Raw genomic sequence first — 26946 nt, forward strand, 5'->3', positions numbered from 1 at the left:
TTATATGCAACTGGTAAAAACTGATCTAGATTTTTGGACCTATGAAGAATTAAGAAAAAAACTTGATCCACTTTTAGTTGAATTAATAATAAATTATTCTTTTTGCGATGATGAACGGCGGGATTTACTTAGAGAAATTGCCAAAAAATTTGCCGAAGGTGATGCGGTTTCCTTGCTACATAGCGAAAAATAGTTCAGCTCAAACAAAGTTCTTTTCTTTTAGTCATTTATTTCCTTTCATGAGTCTTTAAAAATCAGAGAAGCTTTTTTAGGGCTTTTGGAGAATATTTGAGTAATATCGCTATCAACTATATTACAGTATTTACTCTCTTTTTAGACAAGATATTTAAAGAATGGTCAAACCAAAAAAGACACCTCCTTGGAGATGCCTTCCGCACTCAGGGCCCGTAGGTTTTCCTGATAGCTATTTCTTAAGTACCTCCATTCTATGATATTGTTTACCTTTTGTCAACGATGTTACTTGACTAAGAACTTTGTTTGAGCTGAACTATTTTTCGCTATGTAGCAAGGAAACCGCATCACCTTCGGCAAATTTTTTGGCAATTTCTCTAAGTAAATCCCGCCGTTCATCATCGCAAAAAGAATAATTTATTATTAATTCAACTAAAAGTGGATCAAGTTTTTTTCTTAATTCTTCATAGGTCCAAAAATCTAGATCAGTTTTTACCAGTTGCATWTAATCGAATTCTTTCCAAGAGGAAAACTCTCTAGGTGTAGGTATGCTATTCTCAAAAGGAGTTTCTGATTGTTCGCTATACCCTAACAAATAACCAACTGACACTTCAAAGAAATCTGCAAGTTGAAAGGCCTTCTCCGGTTTAATATTGCTTTCTCCATTTTCCCAGCGTTGAATAGTTCGATATGGAATTTTAGTTTCAGTTGCCAATTCTTGCTGCGTTAAATTTTTGGATTTTCGTAATTCTTTCAGTTTGTTCATCTTATTACCTCGTATAAATTATATCATCACGCACCACAATATGGCAAGTTTTTTCAAAAAAATGATATTTATCTATTGACACACGTCATAATATGGTGTATTATTGAATCATAAAACGCCAGAAGTGGCGTGTGGAAAGGAGAGTCAAATCTATTGCTTATTACCTCAACTCAAGCAAAGGCTATTCGCCGAAAGCAAGCTGACAAGAAACTGACTTCCAAGCAAGCAGGCGAAGAGATTGGCGTGACGCAAGTAACCTATCGGAAAATCCGAGACGGGGGCGATGTCAAGCCAAGCGTTTACCAAAAAGCCATGGAATGGCTAGCAGAAGATTATTAGAAGGGAGCTTACATCACTAATACAATTAGGCTGAATAAGTCTAGAAGCAACAAAAAAAGGCTTAATGCAGGAACCAACTGACAAGCCTTTCACACTAAGATATTCAAACACTTACTAGCAGGCAAGCCGTAAGGGTTTTAAGAATACATTTTATACTTAGATTATACCAAAAAGGGATATCAAATGCAACCGCTCAGAGAGGCGACTCTATAAACTGCCGATAAAGACTAAGGGAAATAGATAAGGATAATCAACATGACTAAAACACCATTTACACAAGGAGACCTAGCCCAGCTTTGGCAAGACGAAGGTCAGATTACTATGGACATTCTTAGAAAGCGCCTGCCAGACTGGACCGACAGACAGATAAAAGTTCGCTTGAACAACTGGAAAGCTCGTAAGGCTATAGCTTTCACCATGAAGAACAAGGAAATCGTCAGCTTTGAGCTTTTGAGAAACAAGAAGCAGGAAGAAGAACAGACATCAGGCGGCCGTAAGCTAAAGTTAGAAGATTATTACAAGCAGGTGATGGCTACTCGCGAGATTATCGAAAAGAAAACCGCTAGTGACACCAACCGCCTCAAAGCTATCCAGCTGCAGCAGCAAGCGCTGAATGAAATTCCTGATCATATCTATAAAGAACTCGCAGAAATTTTTGAATGAGGATAAAACAAATGATTCAAGAAATTGACATGACGCCAGGACAAGCAATCATCTTTGTCTCACTACTGCTATTCCTAATCTGGAAGCTATGGCATCTAAACAGCTCTCAGAGCTCACTAGAGGACCTTAGAGTGGCCGAAAGCTCTCAGACGGAAGAAAGCACCGCCAACAAACTAACCCCCGAATACGGAGCATATATCCAACTTGCAGGACGCAAGTACAACTAAAGGAGAAAAAACATGAAACTACAAACATTTTCAGATAAAGCAACAAAACGGACTTTCACTTACGACTTTTTAAATCATGATACTGCACAAGCAGGCGGCCATGCTCTAATGGGCTACATGATTGGAAACTATGCCCAGCCAGTGATTGAACTGACATACAAAAACAACGGACAGCTTACTGCTGTATATGTCGAGGACAATGACCTAATTGACGTATTTAATCGAATTTGCGACAGCTTCCAGGACTTCCAAATGATAAGCACTAGCGATTAGAAATATCTAGGAGAGGGAAGAATATGGAAATTTCAATCTTTGACCACAACAAACTAAATCGTAATGCTTTTTACGTTAAAGAGCTAGATGTGCTTTTTGTAGCAGATACAGTAAACGAAGAAGAAAAGCAAACCCTTATCCGACAACTCGGAAAATAAGCACTAAGGAAGCGAGGAACAAGAAAATGACTGAAAAAACAGAACAAACTAAAACTGTACAACTTACTGTCGAAGAGCTGCAGAGCTTAGGCTGCCGACTGTCTAATATCCTAAAGACAATTAAAATGGATCAAGTGGCTCAAGCTGGGGTGTCTCTTGCAAAAGACCGAGATTTATTCACCTTTACACACCTAGCAACTAACTATCTAAGCTCTTCCTATGAGGTATTTGAAACGATTATAGCCGAGCTTGATGATATAGCTAGTCAGCTTTTGGAATGCGACGATGCTGAGGAGCTGGAGGCTTTCAAAAATGGGCGATAAATTTGAATTAAGCGATAATATTGTCAATTTCTCGGAGTATATGCAGGAATTAAAAGACCAGGAAGCGAATCTAGCAACCTTTCAGAATGATGGATCATTCAATAGCATGGTTTGTGAGTTCGCTATTGGAATAAGTAACCATATAGGCAGAATAATTGGGATTTTGGAAGAACAACAGAAAACCATTCGTAGCATGACCAAGGAAATTGAAAATCTAAAAAGAAAAAAGTGAGGCACGAACATTGATTAAGTCTAAAGATATCAAAGCAATAAAAGAAAGCCTTAAAGCTATTGAAACTTGCAAGAATGAGCCAACAAGAGAAGACCAGCAACTTATGGCCAAGATATTGTGTCAAACATTGGACCTATTGGAGCAGCAAGATAAAAAAATATTGCTTATGAATAAAACTCTAGGGAAAATTGCCGGCAAGGTCATGGCAAATCAGAGGAGGTGGCCTTGATATGGCACTATTCAGCGCAGAAACTGAAAAGGAATTAAAAACAGAGGCTCTATCTCTGGTTGCTGGCTTCTTGGAATCCTATGCACGTCCAAAGGCTAAACATCTGGGTTTAATGTCTGCTGCAGAGGTCCGAGAGGAATTAGGAATTAAGGCCAACACTTTGAAACGTTGGGAATCGGAAGGTTTGAAACGCTACCAGCCGCCGCTCGAAGATACTCGCAAGGTATTTTACAAAATAAAAGATATTTTGATTTTCCTGGGAGTAGATGATAACGGAGGAAGAGCATGAATACAATTATGGAATTAACTTTTACTCCTCAGACAATGAAACTGTTTAGCTTCTTGAAAGAAAACCCCACTGCTGTCTATAAAAAAGGGAATTACTACAAGTTCCTCTATTTTGAGCCACTGGATGTTTATATTTCAGAATTCACTTATAAAGGCATCAAATTTAGAAAGCTAGAAAGCAAGGATCTGAAACTAGCCGGCTGGAAATTAGTAAGAGATATGCCAATATCTCTGGCTAAGCCAGATCTAATAACCGTCTTAAAAGACCTTGAAAAAGTCAGAATCAAGGAAAACCGCCAGGGAACTGGGATAAAACTGACTGGCTGGATATTAGAAACTTTGACGCTAGGCCTTTACACCAAGCAAGAAACAGCCTTATTCGTCCGCTTACTATATATCAATGGCTATAGTTGTGAGGATATAGCAGGGCTATTCTCCGCTATTGTGAAGCGCCCAGCCCTTGCCAGATATTTTATTAAAGAATTAAGCAATTTAGAAAGGGGTGTAACTTGACAGAAAAAGAAATCATACAGTCGATCATCGAGGATGACAGAGGGGTAAAGCAGGATAAGTCAACAGAACTGGACAACCAGGAACGAGGGCAGCCCCAAGAATTACAAGAAGACTGTTATTTTAAGACTTTCAAGGGTGTTAGGAAGCTTTTAAAAGATGATCTCCAAAGTCTGTACGAACAGACTTATCAGAAAGCCTTAGCAACAGCTCCAGAAACTGCAGAAGAGACAGCCGAGGAAAAGGCTAGGAAAGCCGCCGCAAGGAAAATGCCTCGGAGCGCATTACAAATTGCTGAATTTCTACGCCAACGGCTACACTTTGTCAGATTAAAGAATGACATGGAGGGGCAACGGGAACCGTTGTATTATTACAATCCTGATAGGGGCTTCTACGAGACAAACGAGGAATTTATAAAAGATTTGATTTTCGTTGTCAATCCAGAGCTGACGGAACGCAAAGCCCTTGATGTTATCTATAAGCTATCCAGAGCAGCTATCAGCAGAAAAGCTGATAATCGTTATACTGCATTGGGAAATCTGCTTTACAATGCTAAAACCGGCGAAACAGAGCCATTTAGCCCCCAAAAGCTTGTAATTAGGAAGATTGACTGTAATTATATTGCAGATGCAAAAGAACCTAATATAAAAGGCTGGAAAGTAACCGAATGGCTGAAAAATCTGTTCGGAGGAGACGATGAACTGTATAGGATGGCACTGCAAATCATCAAAGCCAGCGTTACAGGCGAGAGCTTGAAAAATGTTTTTTGGCTACTAGGCAAAGGGGGAACTGGTAAAGGAACCTTTCAAGAGCTGATAAAAAATCTTGTAGGCGCTCAAAATGTGGCAAACCTAAAAATAAACGAGGTGAATAAAAGCCGGTTTGAGACCTCTGTACTGGTAGGCAAGACCGTTGTAATAGGTGATGATGTCCAAGTTCGAGTGAAAATCAAAGATGTATCGACATTCTTTAGTTTAACCACTGGAGATCCTATCAAAATTGAAGAAAAAGGGAAAACACCCTACTCTGTCAATTTAAAAATGACCATCATCCAGTCATCCAATGGTCTGCCTATCATAAACGGTGATTCTGATGCTATTGGTCGACGATTCCGGATTTTGCCATTTAAAGGCGGTTTTGCTGGAAAGGTAAACCCAGCCATCAAAGATGACTATATCTGCCGCAGAGAGGTGCTAGAGTATTTACTTTGCCTAGCTTTAAACACTAAGACAGATTTAAAGTTAAATCCTCAAGCGTCTCAAAAAGCAGTTTACGACTTTCAAGAAGAGGTGAATGAGGTGGTATCCTTTACTCGCAATTTCTTTAAGAAAAACTTAGTATCTTCCTTTCTCCCTAACTCCTTTGTCTGGCACATTTGGCTGAGCTTTAAGGAGTATTATCAGATAGAAAATGATCTGACTCCCAATGCTCTGCATAGAGAGATTAAAAACAATCTTCCAGATGGTTTTAAACCTGGTATAGCCAACATTCCAGCTGGTCAAATGTTGCCAAGAGGATTTTCACCTAAGGAAGACCTCCCTCACTATGCAGCTAAAAATTACAGCACAGATAGAATGCAAGGCAAGGGAATAGAAAAGAGAGGGCAAGAAAAGGGTTATTTGAAAAACAGGGAATTGGATGACGGATGATGCCGGCAAGATGTCGGATAGGTGAAAAGCAAAAATCCTTTATTATCATATATTGATGACCCTTTTGATGATTGATGACGGATATTTTTAAGAAAAATAGAAAAAATAAAAAAGAAAGGAATAAAAAAAGAAAATAAAAAAGAAATTAAAAAAAACCGTATCACCGTCATCAACCGTCATCAACCCTTGGTAATACTGGATTTTCAAAAATGAAAACCGGCATCAAAACCGGCATCAATTCAAGAAAAACCATCATCAATTAGAAAAAACTTAAAACTACATCATATATTAGCAAGTTTCTAGCTCAGAGGAATTAGAAATACAGTAAGCAGCTCATGGTCTAGGATTTTCATAAACTAGCATGGCACGGTTGGAAATACATTGAATTTTAGCAATAAAAATCTATTGTATTTAACATATTGAGAATTTGTAAATTCATTTTAAGAAAAACAGGTCAATGCCTTGATAAGACTAAGGTTAAGCGAGGCTAGTTGAATCTAACAGAATGTAAGATATGTTAAATTCAAGCAGGAGAAAAAGGAGGTGATAATGTTAGAAAAACCTAGGATAAGAAATGAGACAAAACTATAAAATGATTGAAGAATAGAACTAATGAAGTAAATTACTAGCAAAGCAAAGGAGACAAAGAAATGACTGAAACACTAAATCAAATCAAAGCTGAATTGACAGCGATTGTTACAAACAAAAACCAAGAATGCGATAGATTGCGCCAACAAATAGAGTCGCTATCTAAAGACATAAAGGAAAAGGAAGCAGAGAAGAAAGAGGCAGAAAGCAAAACTGACTATAAAATCTTGTCTGAAAAAGTAGGGGAACTGTGGAACTTAGAGCAGACTCAGAAGCTTCTGAATGATAAACTCAAGGAATTGGAGTCTACTCAGAGGATTACATCCGAAGAATGCAGAGAATATCAGGATAGGATTCATTCCGCAGCAAGAGAAGAGAGCGAGAAGCTGATTGAAAAGGCTAAACCGCTGTACGATTCATTACGAGAGCTATCAGCAAAATCAGGAGAAATTTATAATCAGTTTGATGAACTTACAAGACTCCTGACCTATGACGTTATGAACACTCCATCTATCCCCTCCCTGCCTCTTGATAGCTATCGTGGTAGATCCATTGCAGGGATAAAAGATGTACTTGATTTCGTTCAATTTGAAGAACTTAGGAAATAAGGAGACCATAATATGACAGAAACAGAACAGAACAATTCTTATTCTTGGTATGACAAGTTGGTTGAGGGAGCAACCCAGGAACAAGAAGAGCGACGCAAGAAAGCAGAGGAAGGCTTAGAAGCGATAAGACGAAAGTCCCAAGCTCAATATGATTCAACACAAGAACTCTGGATGAAATCACTGAACAAGATGAAAGAGGAGCGAGAAGCTGCAGGCTATCAAGCAGCAGAACTTGAAGCCAAACAACAGCTAGAAGCTTCTAAAAAAGCTCACGGTGTAAAGACAGATGATGAAAAGGCGCTGGATGATGCAATGAGAAAAATGATAAAAGAACTAAAATAATTATTTTTAAAATTTTCTTTTTAAAATCTGGTATGGGGGGTATCCCCCTCCCCCTTGGAGCTTGAGAGCTTCACGCCGTCACTGTACAAATTTTCTCGCGCGAAATGAAAGGATATGAAAACAAAATGGATTTAAAAGGAATACCTTATCTAAGAAATAAGCTGGCAAATGTCAGGGATAGGGTTGACATGAGATATAAGCAGTACGCGATGCAATATCGTGAGAGAATGATTAGCATCACGATACCAGCTAATATTCGTGAACAGTATAGAGCTGTTCTTGGATGGGCTGCTAAGGGTGTTGATAGCCTTGCGGATCGTTTGGTGTTCCGAGAGTTTGAAAACGATGATTTTCAGGTTAATGAGATTTTTCAGGCAAATAATCCTGATGTCTTTTTTGACTCGGTCATCTTATCAGCCTTAATTGGCTCTTGTGCTTTCGTCTATATCTCTAAAGGTGAAGATGATACACCTAGACTACAAGTAATCGAGGCCAGCAACGCTACTGGTGTGATAGATCCTATCACTGGCTTACTAACCGAAGGATATGCAGTATTAAAAAGGGATGAGTATGGGGTGCCCGTTTTAGAGGCTTATTTCACACCGACAGAAACCTGGTATTTGTTGAAACAAGGAAAAGATTTCATGATTCCAAATCCTGCAGGTACTCCTTTATTAGTTCCGATTATTCATAGACCAGATGCTGTGCGTCCTTTTGGACGGTCAAGGATAACAAGGGCTTGTATGTCATATCAGAGGTATGCTAAACGGACACTTGAGCGAGCCGATGTGACAGCTGAGTTCTACTCATTCCCTCAAAAGTATGTCTTGGGATTGAGTCAAGACGCTGAGCCAATGGATACTTGGAAAGCAACTGTCTCCAGCATGCTGCAGTTCACCAAGGATGACGACGGGGAGAAGCCTACAGTTGGTCAGTTCACTACATCGGACATGTCACCATTTACCGAACAGCTTCGACTAGCAGCGGCCGGTTTTGCTGGTGAAATGGGATTGACACTCGATGACCTTGGCTTTGTATCAGACAATCCATCCTCTGCAGAAGCTATCAGGGCAAGCCATGAGAATCTGCGACTTGCTGGACGCAAGGCACAGCGCTCTCTTGGGTCTGGTTTGCTGAATGTGGCGTATGTAGCAGCTTGCTTGCGTGATGAATGGAAATACTTGCGCAGTCAGTTTGTGAATACGGTCGCGAAATGGGAACCTCTCTTTGAGGCAGACGCTAACACCTTGACCATGATTGGTGATGGAGCTATCAAGCTCAATCAAGCAATACCTGGCTATCTTGATGCTGATATCATCCGAGACTTGACAGGCATAAAGGGCTCTGATAAGCCTGCGAATGCTCAAGAGTCAGGTCAGGGTAAAGGTTAAAGATATTGCCCCTATATTTTTTTGATAACTCAGCGCCAGAAAGGCCTCTACCTCTTCAGGAAGAATGACGGTCGGACTCTCTCTGAGGCTCTGAGTGGCTCTTTAACAGCTTCTAATTTATCAGATGGCATTGGGTATTGCAATATAGCTAAGAGGTTGTTAGAGGGCTTTTTAGGCGGTGATTATGACAAAGCAATCGTGTACTCATAGTTTATCTAAAATATTCTGAATGATGAATCTAAAAACAAGACCTCTGTTCATAGTTCGATTTTAAATTGATATAAGTTAGACGGCCTTGTAAATCAGCTAGACAGTAGAATCTTGATTTAAGGGTATAGCAGGAGCTTATAATTATCCAGACTCCTAATTGAAGTATATAAGAGGCACAGTAATTCCAGGTGTCCTGTTGACTACCTTCAGGAAGTGGGCGCAGGCAGATTGTCTATTCTAAAAAATGGAGTTCGGAGAAAAAGGCTGCAGCTGAAGAAAGAAAGTTAATCGGCCTGAAAGAAAGCAAGGAGCCTTATCAGAGCATAAAAAAAGAGAATTGACTATAGTGCCGACCGTGAAAACGGACAAGGGGCACGAAACCAATCCTCATTACTTAGAGTATACAACATTTTTGCTTGAAAAGAAAGGGAAAAGAGAGGAAATTCTGCTTGTTTGAACTTTGGGGCAGTTAACCTAAGAAAATAATTCTATATCTGATTTAGATATCAAAAACACTCCTATATCTGTGGCGAAATTTCAAGATTTTGAGTATAATGCCATTGAGAAATATGAGCGATTGATTGACAAGGCCTTTTTCTGAAGAATACTAGTCTAATGCTTGGTTAAACAAAATCACCCCTGAAAATAAGCAATGAGACAATCAATTCATTTAAATATAGGCTAACTGATGTTCATTTTACTGACATACTGAGAAAGGGGGAGACTGATGGAACTCAAGAAATTCAATAACAAAGTTGTCAGAATTATTGATATTGATAATCAAAAATTTGAAGGTATCTGTCTTTATGAGGATAAAGATATCTTTGATGAAGAATATGATGCGCTGTCAGTTAAGTCAGGAATACGATGGACGAAACTCTTCGAGTACGAAATTAAGGAAGTTAAAATTATATTATAAGCACGTTGCAGTTGTCAGGGTGCTTATATTGTGATCAGGAGTACAAAAAAGGAAGAAACCATCATTCCGACCACACAGTGGACAAGGGGAACAAGATTACTTCCTTTGTTTAATTTTAGTATACAATATTTTTACTTAAAAGGGAAAGGATTAAGCTATATGGTTTTAGATGAAATAGAGAGCACACGAAGAGCTTACTATTTTCTAAAAAGTTACAAATCGCTGCATACACTAGCGGAACGAAAAAACGAGCATGGAGCATTCAAGGATAAGGCTGTGGAGTTGGTTACAGAGATTGAAGCTTACAGAGATAATCTGGACGAGGTAAAGCGTGAGATATTCGCTAATTTGTTTACAAAAAAGCCAAAAGAGACCAAAAAGCTTTGCGATTTATACAAAGTGCTTTGCGTTGATAAAATAGAGTATAAGTGCCTTAAAACTGAAATCTTGCTTGATTTTGCTAAAAGCTATCGGGAGGGCGCTTTATTGGTGTATAAGACATGATTTTTATATCCTTGTTGCTCTATCTCGAACTACAAAAAGGAACTGACTTAGGCGCCGACCTCAAAGAGGCCATAGGGTGCCAAACCAGTTCCTTATCTTATTTTAACATACAACATTTCTTTTTAAAAATTAAAGTATTATGCTCTGGTGAGATACGTTACATTCAAAAAGCAAAATATGGTATAATGACATCAAGCAATTAAAAAAGCACGTTTGACCGTGCTAGTTTCTTGCCTGCTGAACTCATAATTTTCACGCCCTTTTTTTAGGGCTTTTTTTGTTCACCTTTTTGTGGACTAAGAGAGAACATCAAATACCTTGTATGATATATAATTTCTTCTAAAACCTTATACAATCAAGGGTTAATAGCTTAAAAAGGGCTGTAAGAATAACTAGAAGAATATTCCGCGAATTTTCATGCATTTCTCTTTTCTATTTTTGCTGTCCCTATTATACTAAATTCGCAAAGAACAAGCAAAAAAACCGCCAATTGGGCGGTTCTTATAGGGAGATTATTATGAAAAAGAAAAGTTTTAGGATTTCTAAACAAAGTTAGGAGGTCTTTGTTTATGGTCTTAGTATAGAACACTTATCTTAAATTTTCCTAAAAGTAACTTAAGAAAATGAAATTATTTTTTACAGCTCTTGCAAAAGGTACTGAAACAGCTCCAAATTGCCCTTTTCTTCGTTTATTAAAAACTCCGGATGCCATTGAAGGCCTATGATACGATGATTGTCAACCGATTCAATCGCTTCGATGGTATTGTCTCTTGGATCAAAAGCTGTCGCGCGGAAATTAGGTGCCAAGTCCTTGATGCTTTGTCGATGAACCGAATTAATCTGGCTAGCCTTACCAAACAAACGCTCTACAACGCTGTCTTTCTCCGTGCGAATGGAGTGCGAAGTACCAAATGGCAAGCCCTGCCAGTGATTTTCGATATGTTGATTGAGAGTGCCGCCAAAAGCAACATTTACCAACTGCAGACCGCGGCAGATAGCCATGACAGGCTTGTTTTGGCGCAGAGCTTCTTTCAAGAGTGCCAACTCAAACTCATCGCGGACAATATTGTAATCATCGCTGTCAATGGTCTTTTCTTCCCCATAAAACTGCGGGTGAACATTTTGCCCGCCTGACAAAATCAACTTGTCAATCGTTTCTACATAATCCTGAACTAAACTTTTATCTCCAACGGGAATCACCATCGGCAGGCCACCAACCATTCGTACGCCGTCCACAAACTTGCGTGAAACAGAGGTGTGAATATTTTTTCCAGCTTCATCTACTGGACAAAGATTGGCTGAAATTCCAACAATTGTTCTGCACATACCGTGATTCCCCCTTATTTTGATATAGTATATCTTACCACTCCTCTGCGAAGCCGTCCAATAGATTTTTTTAAAGCTGGTTATAAAAATTTTTTATCAGAATATGCAACACTATAAATCTCTTTTTAAAATTTAGAAAAACATTTCAGAATTATCAGAAAATTATTTACTTTTGACAGAAATTTGTTATAATAAGCAGTGTAAAAACTCATGACTTGGAGGTCCCTATGAGAAAATCAAATATTCTTCTTGCCGCAGGTCTCACTCTGCTCTCTGTCGGCTTACTTACAGCTTGCTCTGGAGGCGGAAGTTCCCAATCCAGCAAAAAAATCTACAGCTATGTCTTTACGTCTGATCCAACGACTTTGGACTACATCCAGTCCGCAAAGGTATCTACCCACGAGCTGACTACAAATGGTGTAGATGGCCTGCTGGAAAATGATAAATATGGAAACTTAGCTCCGTCTATCGCAGAAGATTGGACAGTCTCTCCAGATGGTCTCGTCTATACCTATAAGCTGCGCAAAGATGCCAAGTGGTATACCGCTGATGGCGAAGAATACGCAGATGTCACGGCTCAGGACTTTGTAACAGGTATCAAACATGCTGCCGATATCAAATCAGACGCCCTCCCTCTTATCCAAGATTCTATCAAGGGACTGAGTGAATATGCAGCCGGTACCAACAAAGACTTTTCAGCTGTTGGAGTCAAGGCACTGGACGATCATACGGTTCAATATACACTCAACAAGCCTGAAACCTACTGGAACTCTAAAACAACATCAGGTGTTATGATGCCGGTCAACGAGGCCTTCCTAGAAAAGCAAGGCAAGGAATTCGGTCAGGCAACCAAAGCCGACTCCATTCTGTATAACGGTCCATTTATCATGAAATCCATTACTTCTAAATCCTCTGTCGAATTTGAGAAGAACCCTAACTACTGGGATAAGGACAAGGTCAAGATTGATGGTGTCAAACTGTCTTACTACGATGGTTCTGACCAAGATTCATTAGCGCGGACCTTCGGAGATGGCGGCTACAGTTTGGCAAGACTCTACCCAGCAACTTCCAGTTATTCCTCAATCGCTGAGAAATACAAAGATAATATCTTCATGACAGAAGCAGGAGCGGGGGTTGGTCTAATCAGCTTTAACATTGACCGTCAAAGTTATAACCATACTTCTAAAACCAGCGATGAACAAAAAGAAGCTACCAAAAAAGCTCTGCTGAACAAAGACTTCCGCCAAGCTCTAGCCTTTGCCCTTAACCGCGAAAGCTATTCAGCTCAGGTCAACGGAGAAGATGCAGCCAAGCCAGCTGTCCGTAATCTCTTTGTTCCGCCAACCTTCGTACAAGCCAATGGCAAGGAATTTGGCACTCTTGTCGAAGAATCACTGGCTTCCTATGGTGACGAGTGGAAAGGTATCAAGCTAGATGACGGTCAAGACGGTCTCCACAATACTGACAAAGCCAAGGCGGAATTTGCCAAAGCCAAGCAGGCTCTTGCAAATGAAGGCGTACAATTCCCAATTCACCTAGATGTTCCTGTCACTCAGAATTCTACTAACTTCGTCAACCGTATGCAATCTCTGAAACAGTCATTAGAAGAGGCTTTAGGAAAGGACAATGTCTCTGTAGATCTACAGATGCTGGCTGAGGACGAAGCACTAAACATCACCTTCAATGCTGAAGCTGCTAGCCAGGAAGACTGGGATATCAACGGTCTCGTTGGCTGGGAGCCAGACTACCAAGATCCATCTACTTACCTAGACATTTTAGTCCCAGGTAACAGCACTCAGACCAGAACCTACCTTGGATTTGAAGACAAAGACAATGCTGCTGCTAAAGCTGTAGGACTGGATGAGTACAGCAAACTGATTGAAGAGGCCGGAAACGAAACACAAAATGTTGACAAGCGTTATGAAAAATATGCTGCAGCTCAAGCATGGCTGACAGATAGTGCCCTCGTTGTGCCAACTATGAGCAGCAGAGGAGCAGCACCGTTCATTTCTCGGATTGTGCCATTTACTAACTCTTATGCTCAGACAGGTACAAAAGACGCCAACTATCATAAATACGTGGAAATCAGTGATGAGATTGTCACAACTAAAGACTATCAAAAGGCCCAAGAAAAGTGGAAAAAAGAAAAAGAGGAATCCAATAAAAAGGCCCAAGAAGATCTGGCTAAACATGTGAAATAATCACTACTTTGATGTTAATTAAAAAACCAGCAGGAACAGAAACCTGCTGGTTTTTTAAAATTTTCTATTTAATATTTTAAAGCCCGGCTGATTATCCAGCTGCAAAACCAACCATCTACTCAAAGACAAACTGGTTGTGATAGAGTTCTGAATAGAAACCGCCGAGTTTGAGGAGATGGTGATGATCGCCCTGTTCGATAACCTCTCCGTCTTTGAGGACGATAATCTGGTCGGCATTGAGGATTGTCTTGAGGCGGTGAGCAATGACAAAGCTAGTCCGGCCAGCCACAACGGCTTCCATAGCCTGCTGGATCTTGCTTTCTGTTACTGTATCGACATTAGAAGTCGCTTCATCCAAAATCAAGACTTGCGGATCAGTCAGCAGGGTTCTAGCAATGGAAATCAGCTGTTTCTGCCCAGTTGAGAAAATATTCTGATCATCATCTACCAGGGTATCGTATTTGTCTGGCAGACTTTCGATATAGTCATGGATATGAGTCGCACGCGCAGCCGTTTCTACCATCTCCTGACTGGCATCCGGCACACCGAAGCGGATATTGTCCCGAATCGTACCACTAAAGAGCACCGAATCCTGCAAGACAATGCCCACATGGCTCCGTAAGCTATCCAGCTCATAGTCCCGAATGTCGCGACCGTCAAACTCAATGCTGCCACTATCCACATCATAAAAACGATTGAGCAGGTTCATAATGGTCGTCTTACCTGAACCAGTCGGTCCAACAACAGCCGTCATCTTGCCCTTAGGGGCTAAAATAGATACGTCTTTGAGAATAGGCTTGCCTTCTACATAAGAGAAGTCCACATGCTTGATCTCCACGGAGTCTGTAAGCTCTATGAAAGCAGGTGCATTCTCTGGTCGGACTTCCTCAGGCGCATCAAACATCTCCTGAATCCGGTCAGCCCCTGTAAAGGCCAACTGCAGACTGCCCCAGCTGGCTGCAATCTGGATGATGGGCTGATAATACTGCTGGGAAAACTGAGTAAACGTGGTAATCAGGCCAACTGCAACAGCCGTTTCGACATTAGGGTCGCTCAGTAAGACAGCCGAACCAACAAAAATCACAATGGCTGTATTAATCAAATTCATCCCGTTCATGATAGGGAAAAGAAGCCCCGAAAATGTCCGGCCTTTAAAGGTTGCTGAGCGCACTCGATCATTCTGCTCAATAAAACCTTTGATGACCTCCTCCTGCATCCCCTGAACGATAACGGCTTTCTGACCGGAAATGGTCTCATCCATATAAGCATTGAGGCGACCGACTTCTTTTTGCTGAAGATTGGTGTATTTCCGAGCCAGCCTAACAATGACCACTAAAAGAAGAAAAGCAACCGGCGTGCTAGCTACCGTTATCCAGGCCAATCTAGCATTTTGAACAAACATGATAATCACGAGGCCCAGATAGAGTAAGGCATTGCTCATAACCTGGATCATACTCTCGTTTAGAGCCTGCAGGATATTGTCCAAGTCGCTGGTAAAGCGCGACAGAATGTCTCCATCCTGATGGCGGTCAAAGAAAGCAACTGTCATCTTGGACAGCTTGCCAAACAGGCCCTTGCGCATCTCATTGGTCGAATGGGCAATAACTCGGGTCATCAAAACCATGTAAATCAAGCTGGAAACAGACAGGCAGACAAAGGACACCAATACACTGCCCATGACGCTGCCAAAAGTTGACAGAATCTGATCAGTCTCACCCTTCTCTGCAAAAGCACGTCCCAACTCAACCAAATGCTGAACAGCCTGACCGACATAAACCGGAAAAAGGACCTGAAAAACAGTCGCTGTTATCATCATCAAAAGGACAACGGTAAAGGATAATTTGTAACGCTTAAAATATTGCCAGAAAAATGCAATCGTCCGCATCTTAGTCCTCCTTTCCTTTCTGAGTTTCATAGATTTCACGGTAGACATCGTTAGTGGCGACCAATTCCGCATGCGTCCCTTGGCCAATCAGCCGCCCTTGATCCAGGACCAGAATCTTATCTGCATGAACGACGGAGCTAATCTTTTGAGCGATGATAATCGTCGTCGTTCCTTGCAGCTCTTTGTTCAAGGCTTCTTGAACCAGCTTTTCTGACTTGGCATCCAAGGCTGAGGTCGAATCATCTAAAATCAAAATATTGGGATTGTTGACAACACCTCTGGCAATGGACATCCGCTGCTTCTGACCGCCGGAGAAGTTGCTGCCACGCTCCTCCACTGCACTATCAAAACTCTCTTCCATACGGCTGATAAATTCACTGGCTTGGGCAATACGAGCCGCTCGCTCCATTTCAGGCAATGAAGCGTTGAGCTTGCCCTGACGGAGATTATCCGCAATGGTCCCGCTAAATAGAATCGCCCGCTGCAGCACGATAGAAACATTTTTACGAAGAGTTCCCTGACTAAGCTCTCGCAGATCTCGACCGCCAATCTTGACCGAACCTTCCTGCGGGTCAAAAAGACGGGGAATCAGCTGGGCCAAGGTGGACTTGCCAGCGCCTGTCGCACCGACAACGCCAATCATTTGCCCAGGCTCTACCTCAAAGCTGATATCCTTTAGCATTGGCTCGTCATCATTGGGATAGGAAAAAGTCACATGCTCAAAGCTGAGGCTGCCTTCTAGTTCTTCATCTGGTGAGTCTGGGAAAGTCATAGCTGGCTCCGTCGCCAATACTTCCTTGATCCGACGGATAGAAATGATTCCCCTCGTCACGCCATTTCCCAAAAAACCAACCATAATGATGGTGAAAATAATCTGGCTCAGATAACCGATAAAAGAAGCGATAGAGCTGACCAGTCCTGGCTCCGCCTGAATCATGCCAGATAGAGTCCAGATAGCCAAGTAAACAGAACTGTAGCCGACCAACATCATCATCGGCTCAATGATTGAAAAAGCATAGCCGATATAGAGATTCTCTGACAAAAGCTCATCAGACACCTGACTGAACTTATGAAACTGGTCTTCCTCCCGAACGAAGGACTTGACCACTCGCACACCACGAAGATTTTCCTTAGCAATGGCATTAATCTTATCCAAAAGAGTCTGGAATTTCTTAAAACGAGGCCCCATCATCCCCATCATGACAGCCGTTAGACCAGCTATGAGCACAATCAGCAAGAAGATAATCCACCAGAGAGAGGGCATGGTCACAATGGCCAAGATAACTGATCCGATAAAAAGAATGGGCAGTCGAAGAAGAATTTGAAAGAGCATCATAGTTACATTTTGAATCTGATTGATGTCATTCGTCATCCGCACGACTAGATTACCAGCGTTGAATTCCTCGATATTGGCATAAGAAAAGGTCTGAATCTTGCGGAAAGTCTCCTCGCGGAGATCTGATGAGACAGCTTGGGCAATATAAGCCGCCAAGGTCACATTAATCCCTCCTGCCACCAGTCCGACAAAACCGATGCCAATCAGCCAACCGCCCATACTGTAGATGGTCTGGCTATTTTGCTCCTGCAAAGCATCTAAGATGTGCTTTAAAAACCAGGGCAGTAAAAGAGAGCTGGCAATCATCAGCGAGGTCATCAAAAGCGAACTCAGGGCATACCATTTATACCTTAATAGACTTTTAAAAAACATGCTTCCTCCTACTTTTTTCATATTTGACTTAGTTTCCTTACTATATCACAGATAAAAACAATGTCAAGCAAGAAATTTCTTATATTATATGGTAAAATGAGATATAGACTCTAAAACCGATTTAAATTCAGACTCGGAATTTCATCATAAGGAGAAGATATGGATAAACAACGAGTTGCTGTGATTGGTCCTGGTTCTTGGGGAACAGCCTTATCACAAGTGTTAAATGACAACGGACATGAGGTTCGTATTTGGGGAAATATCGCTGAACAAATCAACGAAATCAACGACGAACACACCAATAAACGCTATTTCAAAGATATTGTACTGGATGAAAAGATCAAGGCCTATCATGACCTAGAAGAAGCTTTAAAAGATGCAGATGCCGTGCTTTTTGTCGTGCCGACCAAGGTAACCCGTCTGGTAGCCAAACAAGTGGCTCAAGCCCTAGACCACAAGGTGAAAATCATGCACGCCTCCAAGGGACTGGAGCCCAATACTCACGAACGGATTTCAACTATCCTAGAAGAAGAAATCCCTGCAGAGCTACGTAGCGAGATTGTCGTTGTCTCAGGTCCCAGCCATGCTGAGGAAACCATTGTACGCGATATTACCCTGATCACCGCTGCTTCTAAGGATCTGGAAACAGCTAAGTATGTGCAGGAGCTCTTCAGCAATCACTACTTCCGCCTCTACACCAATACCGATGTCATCGGAGTAGAGACTGCAGGCGCTCTGAAAAACATCATCGCAGTTGGAGCTGGTGCTCTCCATGGACTAGGCTATGGTGATAACGCCAAGGCAGCTATTATCACACGCGGTCTGGCCGAAATCACGCGTCTAGGTGTCAAGTTAGGAGCCAATCCTCTGACTTACAGCGGCCTATCTGGTGTCGGTGACCTGATTGTCACAGGAACCTCTGTCCACTCCCGCAACTGGCGGGCCGGCAATGCTCTAGGACGCGGCGAGAAATTAGCTGATATTGAAGCCAATATGGGCATGGTTATTGAAGGGATTTCTACCACCAAGGCAGCCTATGAACTGGCTCAAGAGCTGGATGTTTATATGCCGATTACCCAGGCTATTTATAAGGTTATTTATCAAAATTGTAATATCAAAGATGCCATTTATGAAATCATGAACAATGAATTCAAGGCTGAGAACGAATGGACTTCGTTCTAATAGAAAGGAAATAATTATGTCAAAAGTTAAGAAAGCCGTCATCCCTGCAGCTGGCCTCGGAACCCGCTTCCTGCCAGCCACTAAAGCTCTAGCCAAGGAAATGTTGCCGATTGTTGACAAGCCAACTATCCAGTTCATCGTTGAGGAAGCTCTCAAATCTGGAATTGAAGATATTCTAGTTGTCACAGGTAAGTCAAAACGCTCCATCGAAGACCACTTTGACTCAAACTTTGAATTAGAATACAATCTCAAAGAAAAGGGTAAAGACGATTTGCTCAAATTAGTTGATGAAACCACTGGTATCGGTCTGCACTTCATCCGTCAAAGCCATCCGCGCGGACTGGGAGATGCTGTCCTTCAGGCCAAGGCTTTCGTAGGAAACGAGCCTTTCGTTGTCATGCTTGGCGATGACCTTATGGACATCACCAATGATAAGGCTGTGCCGCTGACCAAGCAATTGATTGATGACTACGAAGCTACTCATGCTTCTACCATAGCTGTCATGCAGGTCCCTCATGATGAAGTTTCCTCTTATGGTGTGATTGCCCCTCAAGGTGAAGGTGTCAAAGGTCTCTACAGCGTGGAAACTTTCGTCGAAAAGCCAAAACCTGAAGATGCACCGAGTGATTTGGCTATTATCGGCCGCTACCTGCTGACACCAGAAATTTTTGAAATCTTAGAAAAGCAAGCGCCAGGTGCTGGAAATGAGATTCAGCTGACCGATGCGATTGATACTCTTAACAAGACGCAACGCGTGTTCGCTCGCGAATTTAAGGGAGATCGCTATGATGTCGGTGACAAGTTCGGCTTTATGAAAACTTCAATCGACTACGCCCTCAAGCATCCGCAGGTCAAAGACTCCTTGAAGCAGTATATCATTGACTTGGGTAATACATTAGAGAAAAAACAAAGTAAAAAATAATTAATCCAAACAACTAGCCTTAAAAATAAAATTTCAGCTATAAAAAAGAGGTTTTCAACCTCTTTTTTTATATATCGTTAGTTATTTATACACACTTTTTAAATCAAGGAATGATGAAAGCCTAGAAAAATCAGAAGGGCAGCCAAGGCTAGATAGCCAAACAAGACTAGCCAGCGCTGAACTGGTTTAAAAGCATTGCTTGAGCCTTTGATAGGGAGAATGACCGCACAGAGTATGCCACCAATCAAACCTCCCAAATGCCCCGCCAAGCTGATACTAGGCATGAAACTAAAGATGATATTGACCACAATCAAGGTCATATAAGACTGCCCCAGCTGCTGAATGTAGCTGTCGCGAACGACATATTGCAGGGTCACGATAGAGGCAAAAAGTCCAAACAAGGCGGTTGAAGCTCCTGCTGATAGAGCATCTGGACTGAAAAAGAAGACAAAGATATTTCCCATCAGGCCAGACATCATATAGAGCAGAAAGAAATTTCGCGAACCAAAAATGTCTTCTGCCTGCCGTCCAATAAAATAAAGAGTAATGACATTTACCACAAAGTGCTCCAGGCCAATATGCACAAAGATAGCAGAAAAGAGGCGCCATATCTGAATGGGATTCATGATAATAGTTGGAGAATACACTGCTCCAAATTCAAAGACCGTTTGTGCTTCAGCATAAGAAAAGCCACGTAAAATAAGCATCCCCACAAAGACAAGCGTTGTCAGAATTAGCAAAATACTGGTTACAGGATATTTTTTATCGTAGATGTAGTTCATAAGTCAACACTTCCTTTACTGCTATATCGTGATAATCGGGTTCAAAATCAGACTGTTGAAAACTATAGATGCTGCTGATGGATGCTCCTACAAAATCAGCCAGATAACGGTCATAGTAGCCACCGCCGTAACCAATCCGAAAGCCTTGAGAATTGAAAACCACACCCGGCACATGAATCAGATCAATTTCTGTCTTGTCCACAGCCTCTTCACTTATCGGCTCCATAAGACCAAAAGAGCTTTTTTGCAGGTGGCTTTCATCATAATCCACAAATATCATCCGGCCCCGGCCATAAGTTTTGGGCACTAAAACCCGCTTGCCATCTAACTGAGCCTGCTTGATAAAGGCTGCAGTTGAGACTTCATGCGGCATAGAAAGATAGGTAGCAATAACCTGAGCTTTTTGATAAGCTGCCGAACTGAGCAAGTGCTGGGTCAGCCAGTTATCTGCCTGCTCTTTTTCTTTTCCTGTCAGTTTCTTCATCTGGTTCAGTACAGTTTGTCTCAGCTCTTTTTTCATGCAGCTCGTCCACCTTTTTCTTATCTTTCGTTGATTTTATAATCTAGGAATTTCCCAATCTTTTCAATAGCAAAGGGCAGTGCTGCCTCGTCCGGTGTCATCTTGGGATGATGGAGGGCATAGGGACTATCCACTCCCAGCCAGAACATGACGCCCTTGACCTTGCTGAGCAAATAACCGAAATCCTCGCCTGTCATAGCCGGCGCAATATCAATCAGCTCCACTCCTTCTTCCTTCTGGAAAAAGTCCATCAATTCGTCTGCTAAGCCAGGATGATTTTCCACAGGCAGGTAGCCACCTTGTTTAAGCTCCAAGTCCAATTCCAGACCGAAACTTTGGGCTAAGCCCTCTGCGATTTCCCGTAAGCGCTTCTGGGTCAAGAGGTTCATCTCCTGAGTCAGAGTCCGAATGGTACCATGCAGAAAGGCCGTTTCTGCGATGACATTGTTGGTCGTGCCAGAATGGAGCGAACCAAAGGTTACCACCGCTCCCTCGATAGGATCGACATTGCGGCTGACAATGGTCTGCACCTGGGTGATAAAGTAGCTAGCTGCCACCAAAGCATCATTGGCTTCATGAGGAAAGGCCGCATGGCCCCCCTTACCCTTAAAAGTCAGCTTGACTTCACAGGTGCCAGCAAAGAGCGTTCCTCTATTAGTGGCAATATCGCCGACCTTGAGGTCTGGCCGCACATGGAGACCGTAAAACTCATCTGGCAGCCAGTCACCAAAAGCACCGTCTTCGTACATGAGCATTCCACCTGCTTCATTTTCCTCTGCAGGCTGAAAGAGAAAGAGCAGATTGTGGGTAGGCTGAGCGCTCACAGCTTGCTCCAGCAGGCCTAGAGCGACCGTCATGTGCATATCGTGTCCGCAGGCATGCATGCGACCTTCATGAGTACTGGCAAAGTCCAGTCCTGTATCCTCCACAATCGGCAAACCATCAATATCTGTCCGCCAGCCAATCGTCTTATCTGGGGAACTTCCCTTGATAAAGACCAAAATACCAGTCCGCCAAGTTCGGATTTCCACAAAGTCTAGACCAGCTGTCAGGCCATCAATGACCTGCATCAGGTAGGCATGAGTCTTGTATTCTTCCAGACCGATTTCTGGTATCTGGTGTAAATCACGGCGAATTTTCAGATAATCAAGCATTTTTCTTTCCTTTAAAATCTTGTCAGACTAGTCAGATCGTTGGGGCACACCCAATCAATTCATTTTATGCTATTTTTAAAGAGTACGCAGAGCGTCTTCCAGAGCTGTCTTCTGCTGGGTCTTCTCGTCAATGGTCTTGATAACTCGTGCCGGAACGCCAGCAACCACTACGTTTTCCGGAACATCCTGGGTCACAATCGCACCAGCCGCAACAACGGAACCACTGCCAATTTGTACACCTTCGATTACAACCGCATTGGCACCAATCAGCACATTGTCTCCAACCCGAACTGGCTCAGCACTAGCCGGCTCAATGACTCCCGCCAGAACAGCACCAGCACCGACATGACTGTTTTTTCCGACAATCGCTCGGCCTCCCAGAATAGCGCCCATATCAATCATGGTTCCCGCACCAATCTCCGCACCGATATTGATGACTGCCCCCATCATGATGACAGCATTATCACCAATTTCGACTTGGTCACGGATAATAGCGCCCGGCTCAATGCGGGCATTGATGTCGCGCTTGTCCAAAAGCGGCACCGCTGAGTTGCGGGCATCCTGCTCTACGACATAGGTCTTATTTTCCTCTAAGTTCGCTAGGAGCGGCTTAATTTCTTCCCAGTCTCCAAAAAGAACATTGCCTAACTTCACAACAGACCAAGGGATGGATCCGTGCAATTCTCCATCAAAGGTCACCTTGACCGGAGTTTTTTTCTTGGCATCAGCGATAAATTTGATAATTTCTTGAGCGTTCATTTTAGTAGCAGACATAGCTTTACCTCTTTGTTCTTTCTATTTCTTCATTTAGAGAAAGATACACTCTCTCCTAGCCATCCAATATTTATCTATTATAACACAATTCAGAAGTTTAGTTTGAACTTTCTTAGAACGATATTATTCCCTATTCAGAGGATTGAATATTTTTTAAATGAAGTTTCCTATCTTTATCCTCCGCACAGTCCAAATGACAGTAGGTTCTATCTAACATAGACTCAGATTAATACTCCTTGATTCCTACTTTATAATAAGTATTTGGAAGCTCCAATGTTTTAGGGACTCCCTAGATACCCGATTGTGATAAGGCCCATTGCRATTGGTTCCATCTATTCCTTAGACTTTTACTTCCCCAATGCCTTTCTGATACTCTCATCAGGATTTTTTTAGTTCTATTTTCACCAGCCTCTTGATTTTTAAAGAAGATTCTGGCGTTTCTGGTCTATCTTCTCAGACAGTGCTAGTCAGCAAACTTTTTAGACGGTAAAGCCCATTCACTTCGTCAAAATACAAAGAAACAGTCATATTGTCTGTGGTTGAGTAACTTAGACTAATTGAATCAACTTGCCCCTTAACTGATTTAGAAGCATAAATAGTTTTAGGCATCCCCAGTTCTGCTATGGCCTGTTTTACTTCCACTCCTTCTTGCTTATCTTGAGGGATAAGAGTTCGGTAATCATCGACCGATTTCGTAACTGGCCCCCAAGCATTACGGAATAGTCTAACGTATACTAATGAGAGCTCTGTTCTACCCTCAACATCCCTAAACCTTAAGGTAATATCTCCTTTCTCTCCTATTAATTTATATGTCAGTTCAACTAATTGGCTGCCTTTCACGCTATTATCGATGCTACCGGAACTAGCTTTTCCATACTTCTCGACAACATCCTGTGGAAGCACATTAGGTTCTTTCATCGTTTTTACCATCTGTAGTATATCTTCTATTTGGAAGTCTATTTGTCGATTCTCTTCTATAAGGTCAGAATAATCTTCAGTCAGCTTCTTTATGTTATCTTCTGATTCATTCTGAACTGTACTAGTAGACTGCACTGATGACTGGTTTCGTACTTGCTTGGACCTTGGCCACATATATGATACAAGTATTGCAAAACAAGTAATTAGCACTAGACCTGTAGAAACTACTAACAAAGAGGCGTATCGAGACTGACCTAAACTTGATATAAGTTTAGGTTTTCGACTACCTGCCAACTTTTTTTGCTGTTTTTCTTTAGCTGTAGCCTCAAAAACTTCCCCCTGAGGACTGCTATCAGAGAACACACTAGTTGCTTGCTTGTTGAATCCTGGCTTCTTTGACCACTCCCGTTGAACTTTCCGCCCTCTTCCCATGCTCTTCTCCTTAAATAAACCAAATTCCTTTTTTCTAGCAATTATTTTTTCAAAACAAAGAATACCATCTGCCTACTTTTTCAAAATCTGACAAATACTATCCATTCAATTAAAATGAACCTTGGTCGCGCAATAGAGAATAGCTTCAGTTTTCCCCAATAATGAATACTCATAAGCGTCTCCGATTATTGCCTACCGATACTTTTCGCTCTCAAGGTATCTAACATCAGGTGATATGTTTTTCGTAAAGAAGATAGTCACCGGCCTGAGAAACGGTGAACCAGAGACTTACATATTTCCCATCCTCCAACTTATATAAAACATTCAGCTTTTGACCACTCTCGCCACCGGAATCAATTTCTATGTATTTTGATAAACCAAATTTTTCTAAAATTTCCTGATAGCTAGTTCCATCTTCGTTTTGAAACTCTTTACCAAGGACAAGATGTTCAAAATCTTCCTCTTTTAGATCTGTTCGGCTTTGAGCATGCTGCGAACTAGCAAGATTATAAGAATAAATACCTGACAATTGATATTCATTATTTATTTTTTCAAAGTAGAAAGACAAACGCTGCCGCGGTTCTTCTCGAGAATAGAAAAGACTCATGCGCCCAGCAGTCTGATTCAGGAAAGGAGCTAGATTACCTGACTGCGCTTTACCAAATTTCTTCACAATATCCTTGGGGCTTAGTCCAGACCCGCTTCGCTCATCAACATCACTTTTTTTCTGTAGTTGAAGCTGGCTAATATCCTCATAAGTCCAGTCAAAATGATCGTTCCCCTCATCCACATATTCATCCAATACTCTCTGAGGGGATAAGAAGTATTCAAGCTGTTTTACCAAATAAGGAACTGATAAAAGCAAGAAGATGGACAAGAAACCTACTGATGACCACAACACTTGTTTATTAACAAGCTTACGTCCAAGAATTCCTTTCCCGTCTCTCTCGACCTGAGTAGAGCTCTTGTTTTCCACCCTATTCTTCGCAAATTCTTGGTACTCTGCTTCAGTAATAGCTAGTTTCTGTTCTCCTTGAACTTTTCCTGCTCTCTTCTGACCCTGTTGAAATTTAGTTTGACGCTTCTGGCGCAGACTCTCCCAGTCTTTTCTTGGCATCCTTCTCTCCTTTATGAACCAACTATCATCCCCAAACAAATAATTCTAAACCATAGAATAAGAATCTTCTTATCAATAAACATACTTCCGAGTCAGTCGATAATCTCCTGTCTTTGATAAGGCAAAGTCTAAGTAAAGATAGCTTTTATTCGTCAGCTTATATTTGAGATAGACAATCGTTCTGTCTTTATAGTCTACAGACTTGTTGATAACTTGTGGCAAACCAAAACGCGACACCACATCTTGAATGTGGGCACCTTGTCCAAATTCGTCTGCTTTCAAGTCCTGGAAATCTGCTTCAGTCAGCGTTTCTGAGCCACTTGAGTAAAGCGAGCTGCTCAGTTGGTTACCACGAATTGTGCTCAGTCGGTACTTGCCGTCAATTTTTTTGAACAAAAGACTAGTTGTTTGTTGTCCACTCGATTCACTATAAAAAAGATAAAGTGTATCATCGCTACCGTTGTTACTCTCTCCTCCTGATGTTGCCTTCCCAAACCGTTCGATAATCTCCTCGGCAGTTGGGGCGTCTTGTCCACTTCCTTGCTGTTCAGATGAATAGACTTGAAGTGATAAGATATCATCAAATGTCCAAGCGAATCTTGCTGCTTTCTTATCAACATAAGCTGTGGCCTCTTGAGAGTCTTCGTCCTCAGGAACCTCCCATGAGCGAGACGAGGTTTCCGAAAAAGAGTAACTCTCACTTTCCTCACTAGAGGACCAACTAGATTGATAAGTATTGCGTTCCTGGCTTCTCCTATTTGAAGAAACATACCAAAAAATAGAAGCAAGCACCAATATCACTAAAAGAATTGACCCGCTTGTCCAGACCCACTTTAAATTTTTTCTCCTCTTCTCTACAAACTCCCCTTGCTTCCAATCAGTTTTTGTTTCGAGTTTCTTCTCTCCTGTTGGTAACTGTTGTGATTCTTCTTTCGTTTTATCAATATCAGGACTTATTTGAGGTTGTCGCTGCTCTTTTTTAGCTGACGCCGATTTACCTCCTGTAAATTTAGCCTTGTGCTGTTGTCTCAATGACTCTAAATCTCTTTTTTTCATCCATCCTCCTATTGTATTTTTTTAACTCTATGCTTTTAGCACCTTGAACAAAATTAGCTTCTACATCAAGCACTAAGTGTTTGTTTCTCCTGCTCCATCCTCTAAACCAGGATTTTTTTCTAATATATAACCTTGAGAATCAGAGACTCCAAAAGAAAGATGAACTATTTGGCCATCAGATAACTGATAACTAATAGACACTTTGCTAGAAGATATGTAATTTGTATAGATAGAAAGACTATCTGGCAATCCCAATTGACCGACAACTTCTTGGTAGGATTTYCCTTTCTCTATACCAGAAAAATCTTGACGAGTTAATTGAGAATTTCGATTTGGCAAACTATTGCTGCTAAGATGATGACTGAATAGAGGATGGAGCAGGAGAAACAAACACTTAGTGCTTGATGTAGAAGCTAATTTTGTTCAAGGTGCTAAAAGCATAGAGTTAAAAAAATACAATAGGAGGATGGATGAAAAAAAGAGATTTAGAGTCATTGAGACAACAGCACAAGGCTAAATTTACAGGAGGTAAATCGGCGTCAGCTAAAAAAGAGCAGC

Annotated in this window: 31 protein-coding genes and 2 pseudogenes; 19 read left to right on the forward strand and 14 right to left on the reverse strand. The window is 41.6% G+C overall.

What is annotated here, in order from left to right; all coding sequences use genetic code 11:
* On the forward strand, positions 1–193 hold a 193-nt coding region (locus K4H96_RS01620), incomplete at its 5' end, for a hypothetical protein (protein ID WP_227956328.1).
* A 315-nt stretch (positions 194–508) separates the two neighbouring features.
* Here the strand turns inward: K4H96_RS01620 and K4H96_RS01625 are convergent.
* The gene (locus tag K4H96_RS01625; RefSeq protein WP_227956330.1) at positions 509–958 is read right to left on the reverse strand and encodes a helix-turn-helix domain-containing protein; all 450 of its coding nucleotides are present in this window, start codon (positions 956–958) and stop codon (positions 509–511) included.
* 153 nt (positions 959–1111) lie between these two features.
* Here K4H96_RS01625 and K4H96_RS01630 point away from each other — a divergent pair, with 153 nt between their 5' ends.
* The 15 genes from K4H96_RS01630 (at position 1112) to K4H96_RS01695 (ending at position 10411) form a co-directional block, all read left to right on the forward strand.
* Entirely contained in the window at positions 1112–1297 is a 186-nt protein-coding gene (locus K4H96_RS01630) for a hypothetical protein (RefSeq protein ID WP_125330785.1), read from the forward strand.
* Between the two features lie 255 nt (positions 1298–1552).
* Positions 1553–1960, forward strand: coding sequence for a DUF1492 domain-containing protein (locus K4H96_RS01635; protein ID WP_125330784.1), 408 nt, complete (start codon positions 1553–1555; stop codon positions 1958–1960).
* 239 nt (positions 1961–2199) lie between these two features.
* Entirely contained in the window at positions 2200–2460 is a 261-nt protein-coding gene (locus K4H96_RS01640; RefSeq protein ID WP_125330782.1) for a hypothetical protein, read from the forward strand.
* Between the two features lie 23 nt (positions 2461–2483).
* On the forward strand, positions 2484–2618 hold the full coding sequence (locus K4H96_RS12270) for a hypothetical protein (RefSeq protein WP_255297061.1): 135 nt from the start codon (positions 2484–2486) through the stop codon (positions 2616–2618).
* A 26-nt stretch (positions 2619–2644) separates the two neighbouring features.
* Positions 2645–2941 carry a hypothetical protein gene (locus K4H96_RS01645; protein ID WP_125330781.1) on the forward strand — a complete coding sequence of 99 codons (297 nt, stop codon included), beginning with the start codon at positions 2645–2647 and terminating at the stop codon, positions 2939–2941.
* Positions 2931–3173 carry a hypothetical protein gene (locus tag K4H96_RS01650; RefSeq protein WP_125330780.1) on the forward strand — a complete coding sequence of 81 codons (243 nt, stop codon included), beginning with the start codon at positions 2931–2933 and terminating at the stop codon, positions 3171–3173. Before K4H96_RS01645 ends, K4H96_RS01650 begins: the two co-directional genes overlap by 11 nt.
* 10 nt (positions 3174–3183) lie before the next feature.
* The gene (locus tag K4H96_RS01655; RefSeq protein ID WP_125330779.1) at positions 3184–3402 is read left to right on the forward strand and encodes a hypothetical protein; all 219 of its coding nucleotides are present in this window, start codon (positions 3184–3186) and stop codon (positions 3400–3402) included.
* Between the two features lies 1 nt (position 3403).
* Positions 3404–3691, forward strand: a complete 288-nt coding sequence (locus K4H96_RS01660) for a hypothetical protein (protein ID WP_125330778.1) — start codon at positions 3404–3406, stop codon at positions 3689–3691.
* A complete protein-coding gene (locus tag K4H96_RS01665) occupies positions 3688–4203 on the forward strand; it encodes a hypothetical protein (RefSeq protein WP_124766051.1) in 516 nt (171 codons plus the stop codon). Before K4H96_RS01660 ends, K4H96_RS01665 begins: the two co-directional genes overlap by 4 nt.
* Positions 4200–5849 (forward strand): phage/plasmid primase, P4 family, encoded by a 1650-nt coding sequence (locus K4H96_RS01670; protein WP_125330777.1) that lies wholly within the window; start codon positions 4200–4202, stop codon positions 5847–5849. Before K4H96_RS01665 ends, K4H96_RS01670 begins: the two co-directional genes overlap by 4 nt.
* Before the next feature lie 650 nt (positions 5850–6499).
* Positions 6500–7045, forward strand: a complete 546-nt coding sequence (locus tag K4H96_RS01675) for a hypothetical protein (RefSeq protein WP_223337737.1) — start codon at positions 6500–6502, stop codon at positions 7043–7045.
* Between the two features lie 12 nt (positions 7046–7057).
* Positions 7058–7387, forward strand: a complete 330-nt coding sequence (locus K4H96_RS01680) for a hypothetical protein (protein ID WP_223337738.1) — start codon at positions 7058–7060, stop codon at positions 7385–7387.
* 125 nt (positions 7388–7512) lie between these two features.
* Positions 7513–8778, forward strand: a complete 1266-nt coding sequence (locus tag K4H96_RS01685; protein ID WP_223337739.1) for a hypothetical protein — start codon at positions 7513–7515, stop codon at positions 8776–8778.
* A gap of 937 nt (positions 8779–9715) precedes the next feature.
* Positions 9716–9907: a hypothetical protein gene (locus tag K4H96_RS01690; RefSeq protein WP_002922570.1), complete on the forward strand. Its 192-nt coding sequence runs from the start codon at positions 9716–9718 to the stop codon at positions 9905–9907.
* Between the two features lie 159 nt (positions 9908–10066).
* The gene (locus K4H96_RS01695; RefSeq protein WP_042763052.1) at positions 10067–10411 is read left to right on the forward strand and encodes a hypothetical protein; all 345 of its coding nucleotides are present in this window, start codon (positions 10067–10069) and stop codon (positions 10409–10411) included.
* A gap of 636 nt (positions 10412–11047) precedes the next feature.
* Here K4H96_RS01695 and K4H96_RS01700 read toward each other — a convergent pair.
* Entirely contained in the window at positions 11048–11737 is a 690-nt protein-coding gene (locus K4H96_RS01700) for a gamma-glutamyl-gamma-aminobutyrate hydrolase family protein (protein ID WP_002934505.1), read from the reverse strand.
* Between the two features lie 227 nt (positions 11738–11964).
* On the opposite strand from K4H96_RS01700, the gene K4H96_RS01705 reads away from it, so the two are divergent.
* Positions 11965–13938, forward strand: a complete 1974-nt coding sequence (locus K4H96_RS01705; RefSeq protein WP_223337740.1) for a peptide ABC transporter substrate-binding protein — start codon at positions 11965–11967, stop codon at positions 13936–13938.
* Positions 13939–14053: 115 nt separating this feature from the next.
* On the opposite strand, the gene K4H96_RS12350 is transcribed toward K4H96_RS01705, so the two are convergent.
* The 4 genes and pseudogenes from K4H96_RS12350 to K4H96_RS01715 all read right to left on the reverse strand — a co-directional run bounded on the left by K4H96_RS12350 (position 14054) and on the right by K4H96_RS01715 (position 17531).
* Positions 14054–14842, reverse strand: coding sequence for an ABC transporter ATP-binding protein (locus tag K4H96_RS12350; RefSeq protein WP_404969055.1), 789 nt, complete (start codon positions 14840–14842; stop codon positions 14054–14056).
* A gap of 135 nt (positions 14843–14977) precedes the next feature.
* Positions 14978–15706: pseudogene (locus tag K4H96_RS12355) on the reverse strand (ABC transporter permease); the annotation flags it as partial.
* Positions 15685–15823 (reverse strand): annotated as a pseudogene (locus tag K4H96_RS12360) (ABC transporter ATP-binding protein); the annotation flags it as partial. The pseudogenes K4H96_RS12355 and K4H96_RS12360, both read right to left, overlap by 22 nt.
* 1 nt (position 15824) lies before the next feature.
* A complete protein-coding gene (locus tag K4H96_RS01715; protein WP_223337743.1) occupies positions 15825–17531 on the reverse strand; it encodes an ABC transporter ATP-binding protein in 1707 nt (568 codons plus the stop codon).
* Positions 17532–17690: 159 nt separating this feature from the next.
* Here K4H96_RS01715 and K4H96_RS01720 point away from each other — a divergent pair, with 159 nt between their 5' ends.
* Together K4H96_RS01720 and galU are read left to right on the forward strand one after the other, a co-directional pair.
* Entirely contained in the window at positions 17691–18713 is a 1023-nt protein-coding gene (locus tag K4H96_RS01720) for an NAD(P)H-dependent glycerol-3-phosphate dehydrogenase (protein WP_002922579.1), read from the forward strand.
* Between the two features lie 16 nt (positions 18714–18729).
* Positions 18730–19635: a UTP--glucose-1-phosphate uridylyltransferase GalU gene (gene galU, locus K4H96_RS01725; protein ID WP_223337744.1), complete on the forward strand. Its 906-nt coding sequence runs from the start codon at positions 18730–18732 to the stop codon at positions 19633–19635.
* Positions 19636–19733: 98 nt separating this feature from the next.
* Here galU and K4H96_RS01730 read toward each other — a convergent pair whose 3' ends face one another.
* The 8 genes from K4H96_RS01730 to K4H96_RS01765 form a co-directional block, all read right to left on the reverse strand.
* The gene (locus K4H96_RS01730; RefSeq protein ID WP_223337746.1) at positions 19734–20417 is read right to left on the reverse strand and encodes a rhomboid family protein; all 684 of its coding nucleotides are present in this window, start codon (positions 20415–20417) and stop codon (positions 19734–19736) included.
* Entirely contained in the window at positions 20398–20937 is a 540-nt protein-coding gene (locus tag K4H96_RS01735) for a 5-formyltetrahydrofolate cyclo-ligase (RefSeq protein ID WP_223337747.1), read from the reverse strand. The genes K4H96_RS01730 and K4H96_RS01735 overlap by 20 nt, the downstream gene beginning before the upstream one ends.
* A 20-nt stretch (positions 20938–20957) precedes the next feature.
* On the reverse strand, positions 20958–22091 hold the full coding sequence (locus tag K4H96_RS01740; protein ID WP_004185212.1) for an N-acetyldiaminopimelate deacetylase: 1134 nt from the start codon (positions 22089–22091) through the stop codon (positions 20958–20960).
* Positions 22092–22166: 75 nt separating this feature from the next.
* Positions 22167–22865, reverse strand: a complete 699-nt coding sequence (dapD, locus tag K4H96_RS01745; protein WP_002905478.1) for a 2,3,4,5-tetrahydropyridine-2,6-dicarboxylate N-acetyltransferase — start codon at positions 22863–22865, stop codon at positions 22167–22169.
* A gap of 453 nt (positions 22866–23318) precedes the next feature.
* A complete protein-coding gene (locus K4H96_RS01750; protein ID WP_004185210.1) occupies positions 23319–24215 on the reverse strand; it encodes a hypothetical protein in 897 nt (298 codons plus the stop codon).
* A 226-nt stretch (positions 24216–24441) separates the two neighbouring features.
* Complete coding sequence (locus tag K4H96_RS01755) at positions 24442–25332, reverse strand: hypothetical protein (protein WP_061592449.1); 891 nt, start codon at positions 25330–25332, stop codon at positions 24442–24444.
* Positions 25333–25404: 72 nt separating this feature from the next.
* Positions 25405–26388 carry a hypothetical protein gene (locus K4H96_RS01760; RefSeq protein WP_002920372.1) on the reverse strand — a complete coding sequence of 328 codons (984 nt, stop codon included), beginning with the start codon at positions 26386–26388 and terminating at the stop codon, positions 25405–25407.
* 72 nt (positions 26389–26460) lie between these two features.
* A complete protein-coding gene (locus K4H96_RS01765; protein ID WP_227956331.1) occupies positions 26461–26727 on the reverse strand; it encodes a hypothetical protein in 267 nt (88 codons plus the stop codon).
* Positions 26728–26946 lie beyond the last annotated feature (219 nt).

Origin of the sequence: Streptococcus sanguinis, assembly GCF_020729765.1 — a bacterium.
GTDB classification, from domain to species: domain Bacteria; phylum Bacillota; class Bacilli; order Lactobacillales; family Streptococcaceae; genus Streptococcus; species Streptococcus sanguinis_Q.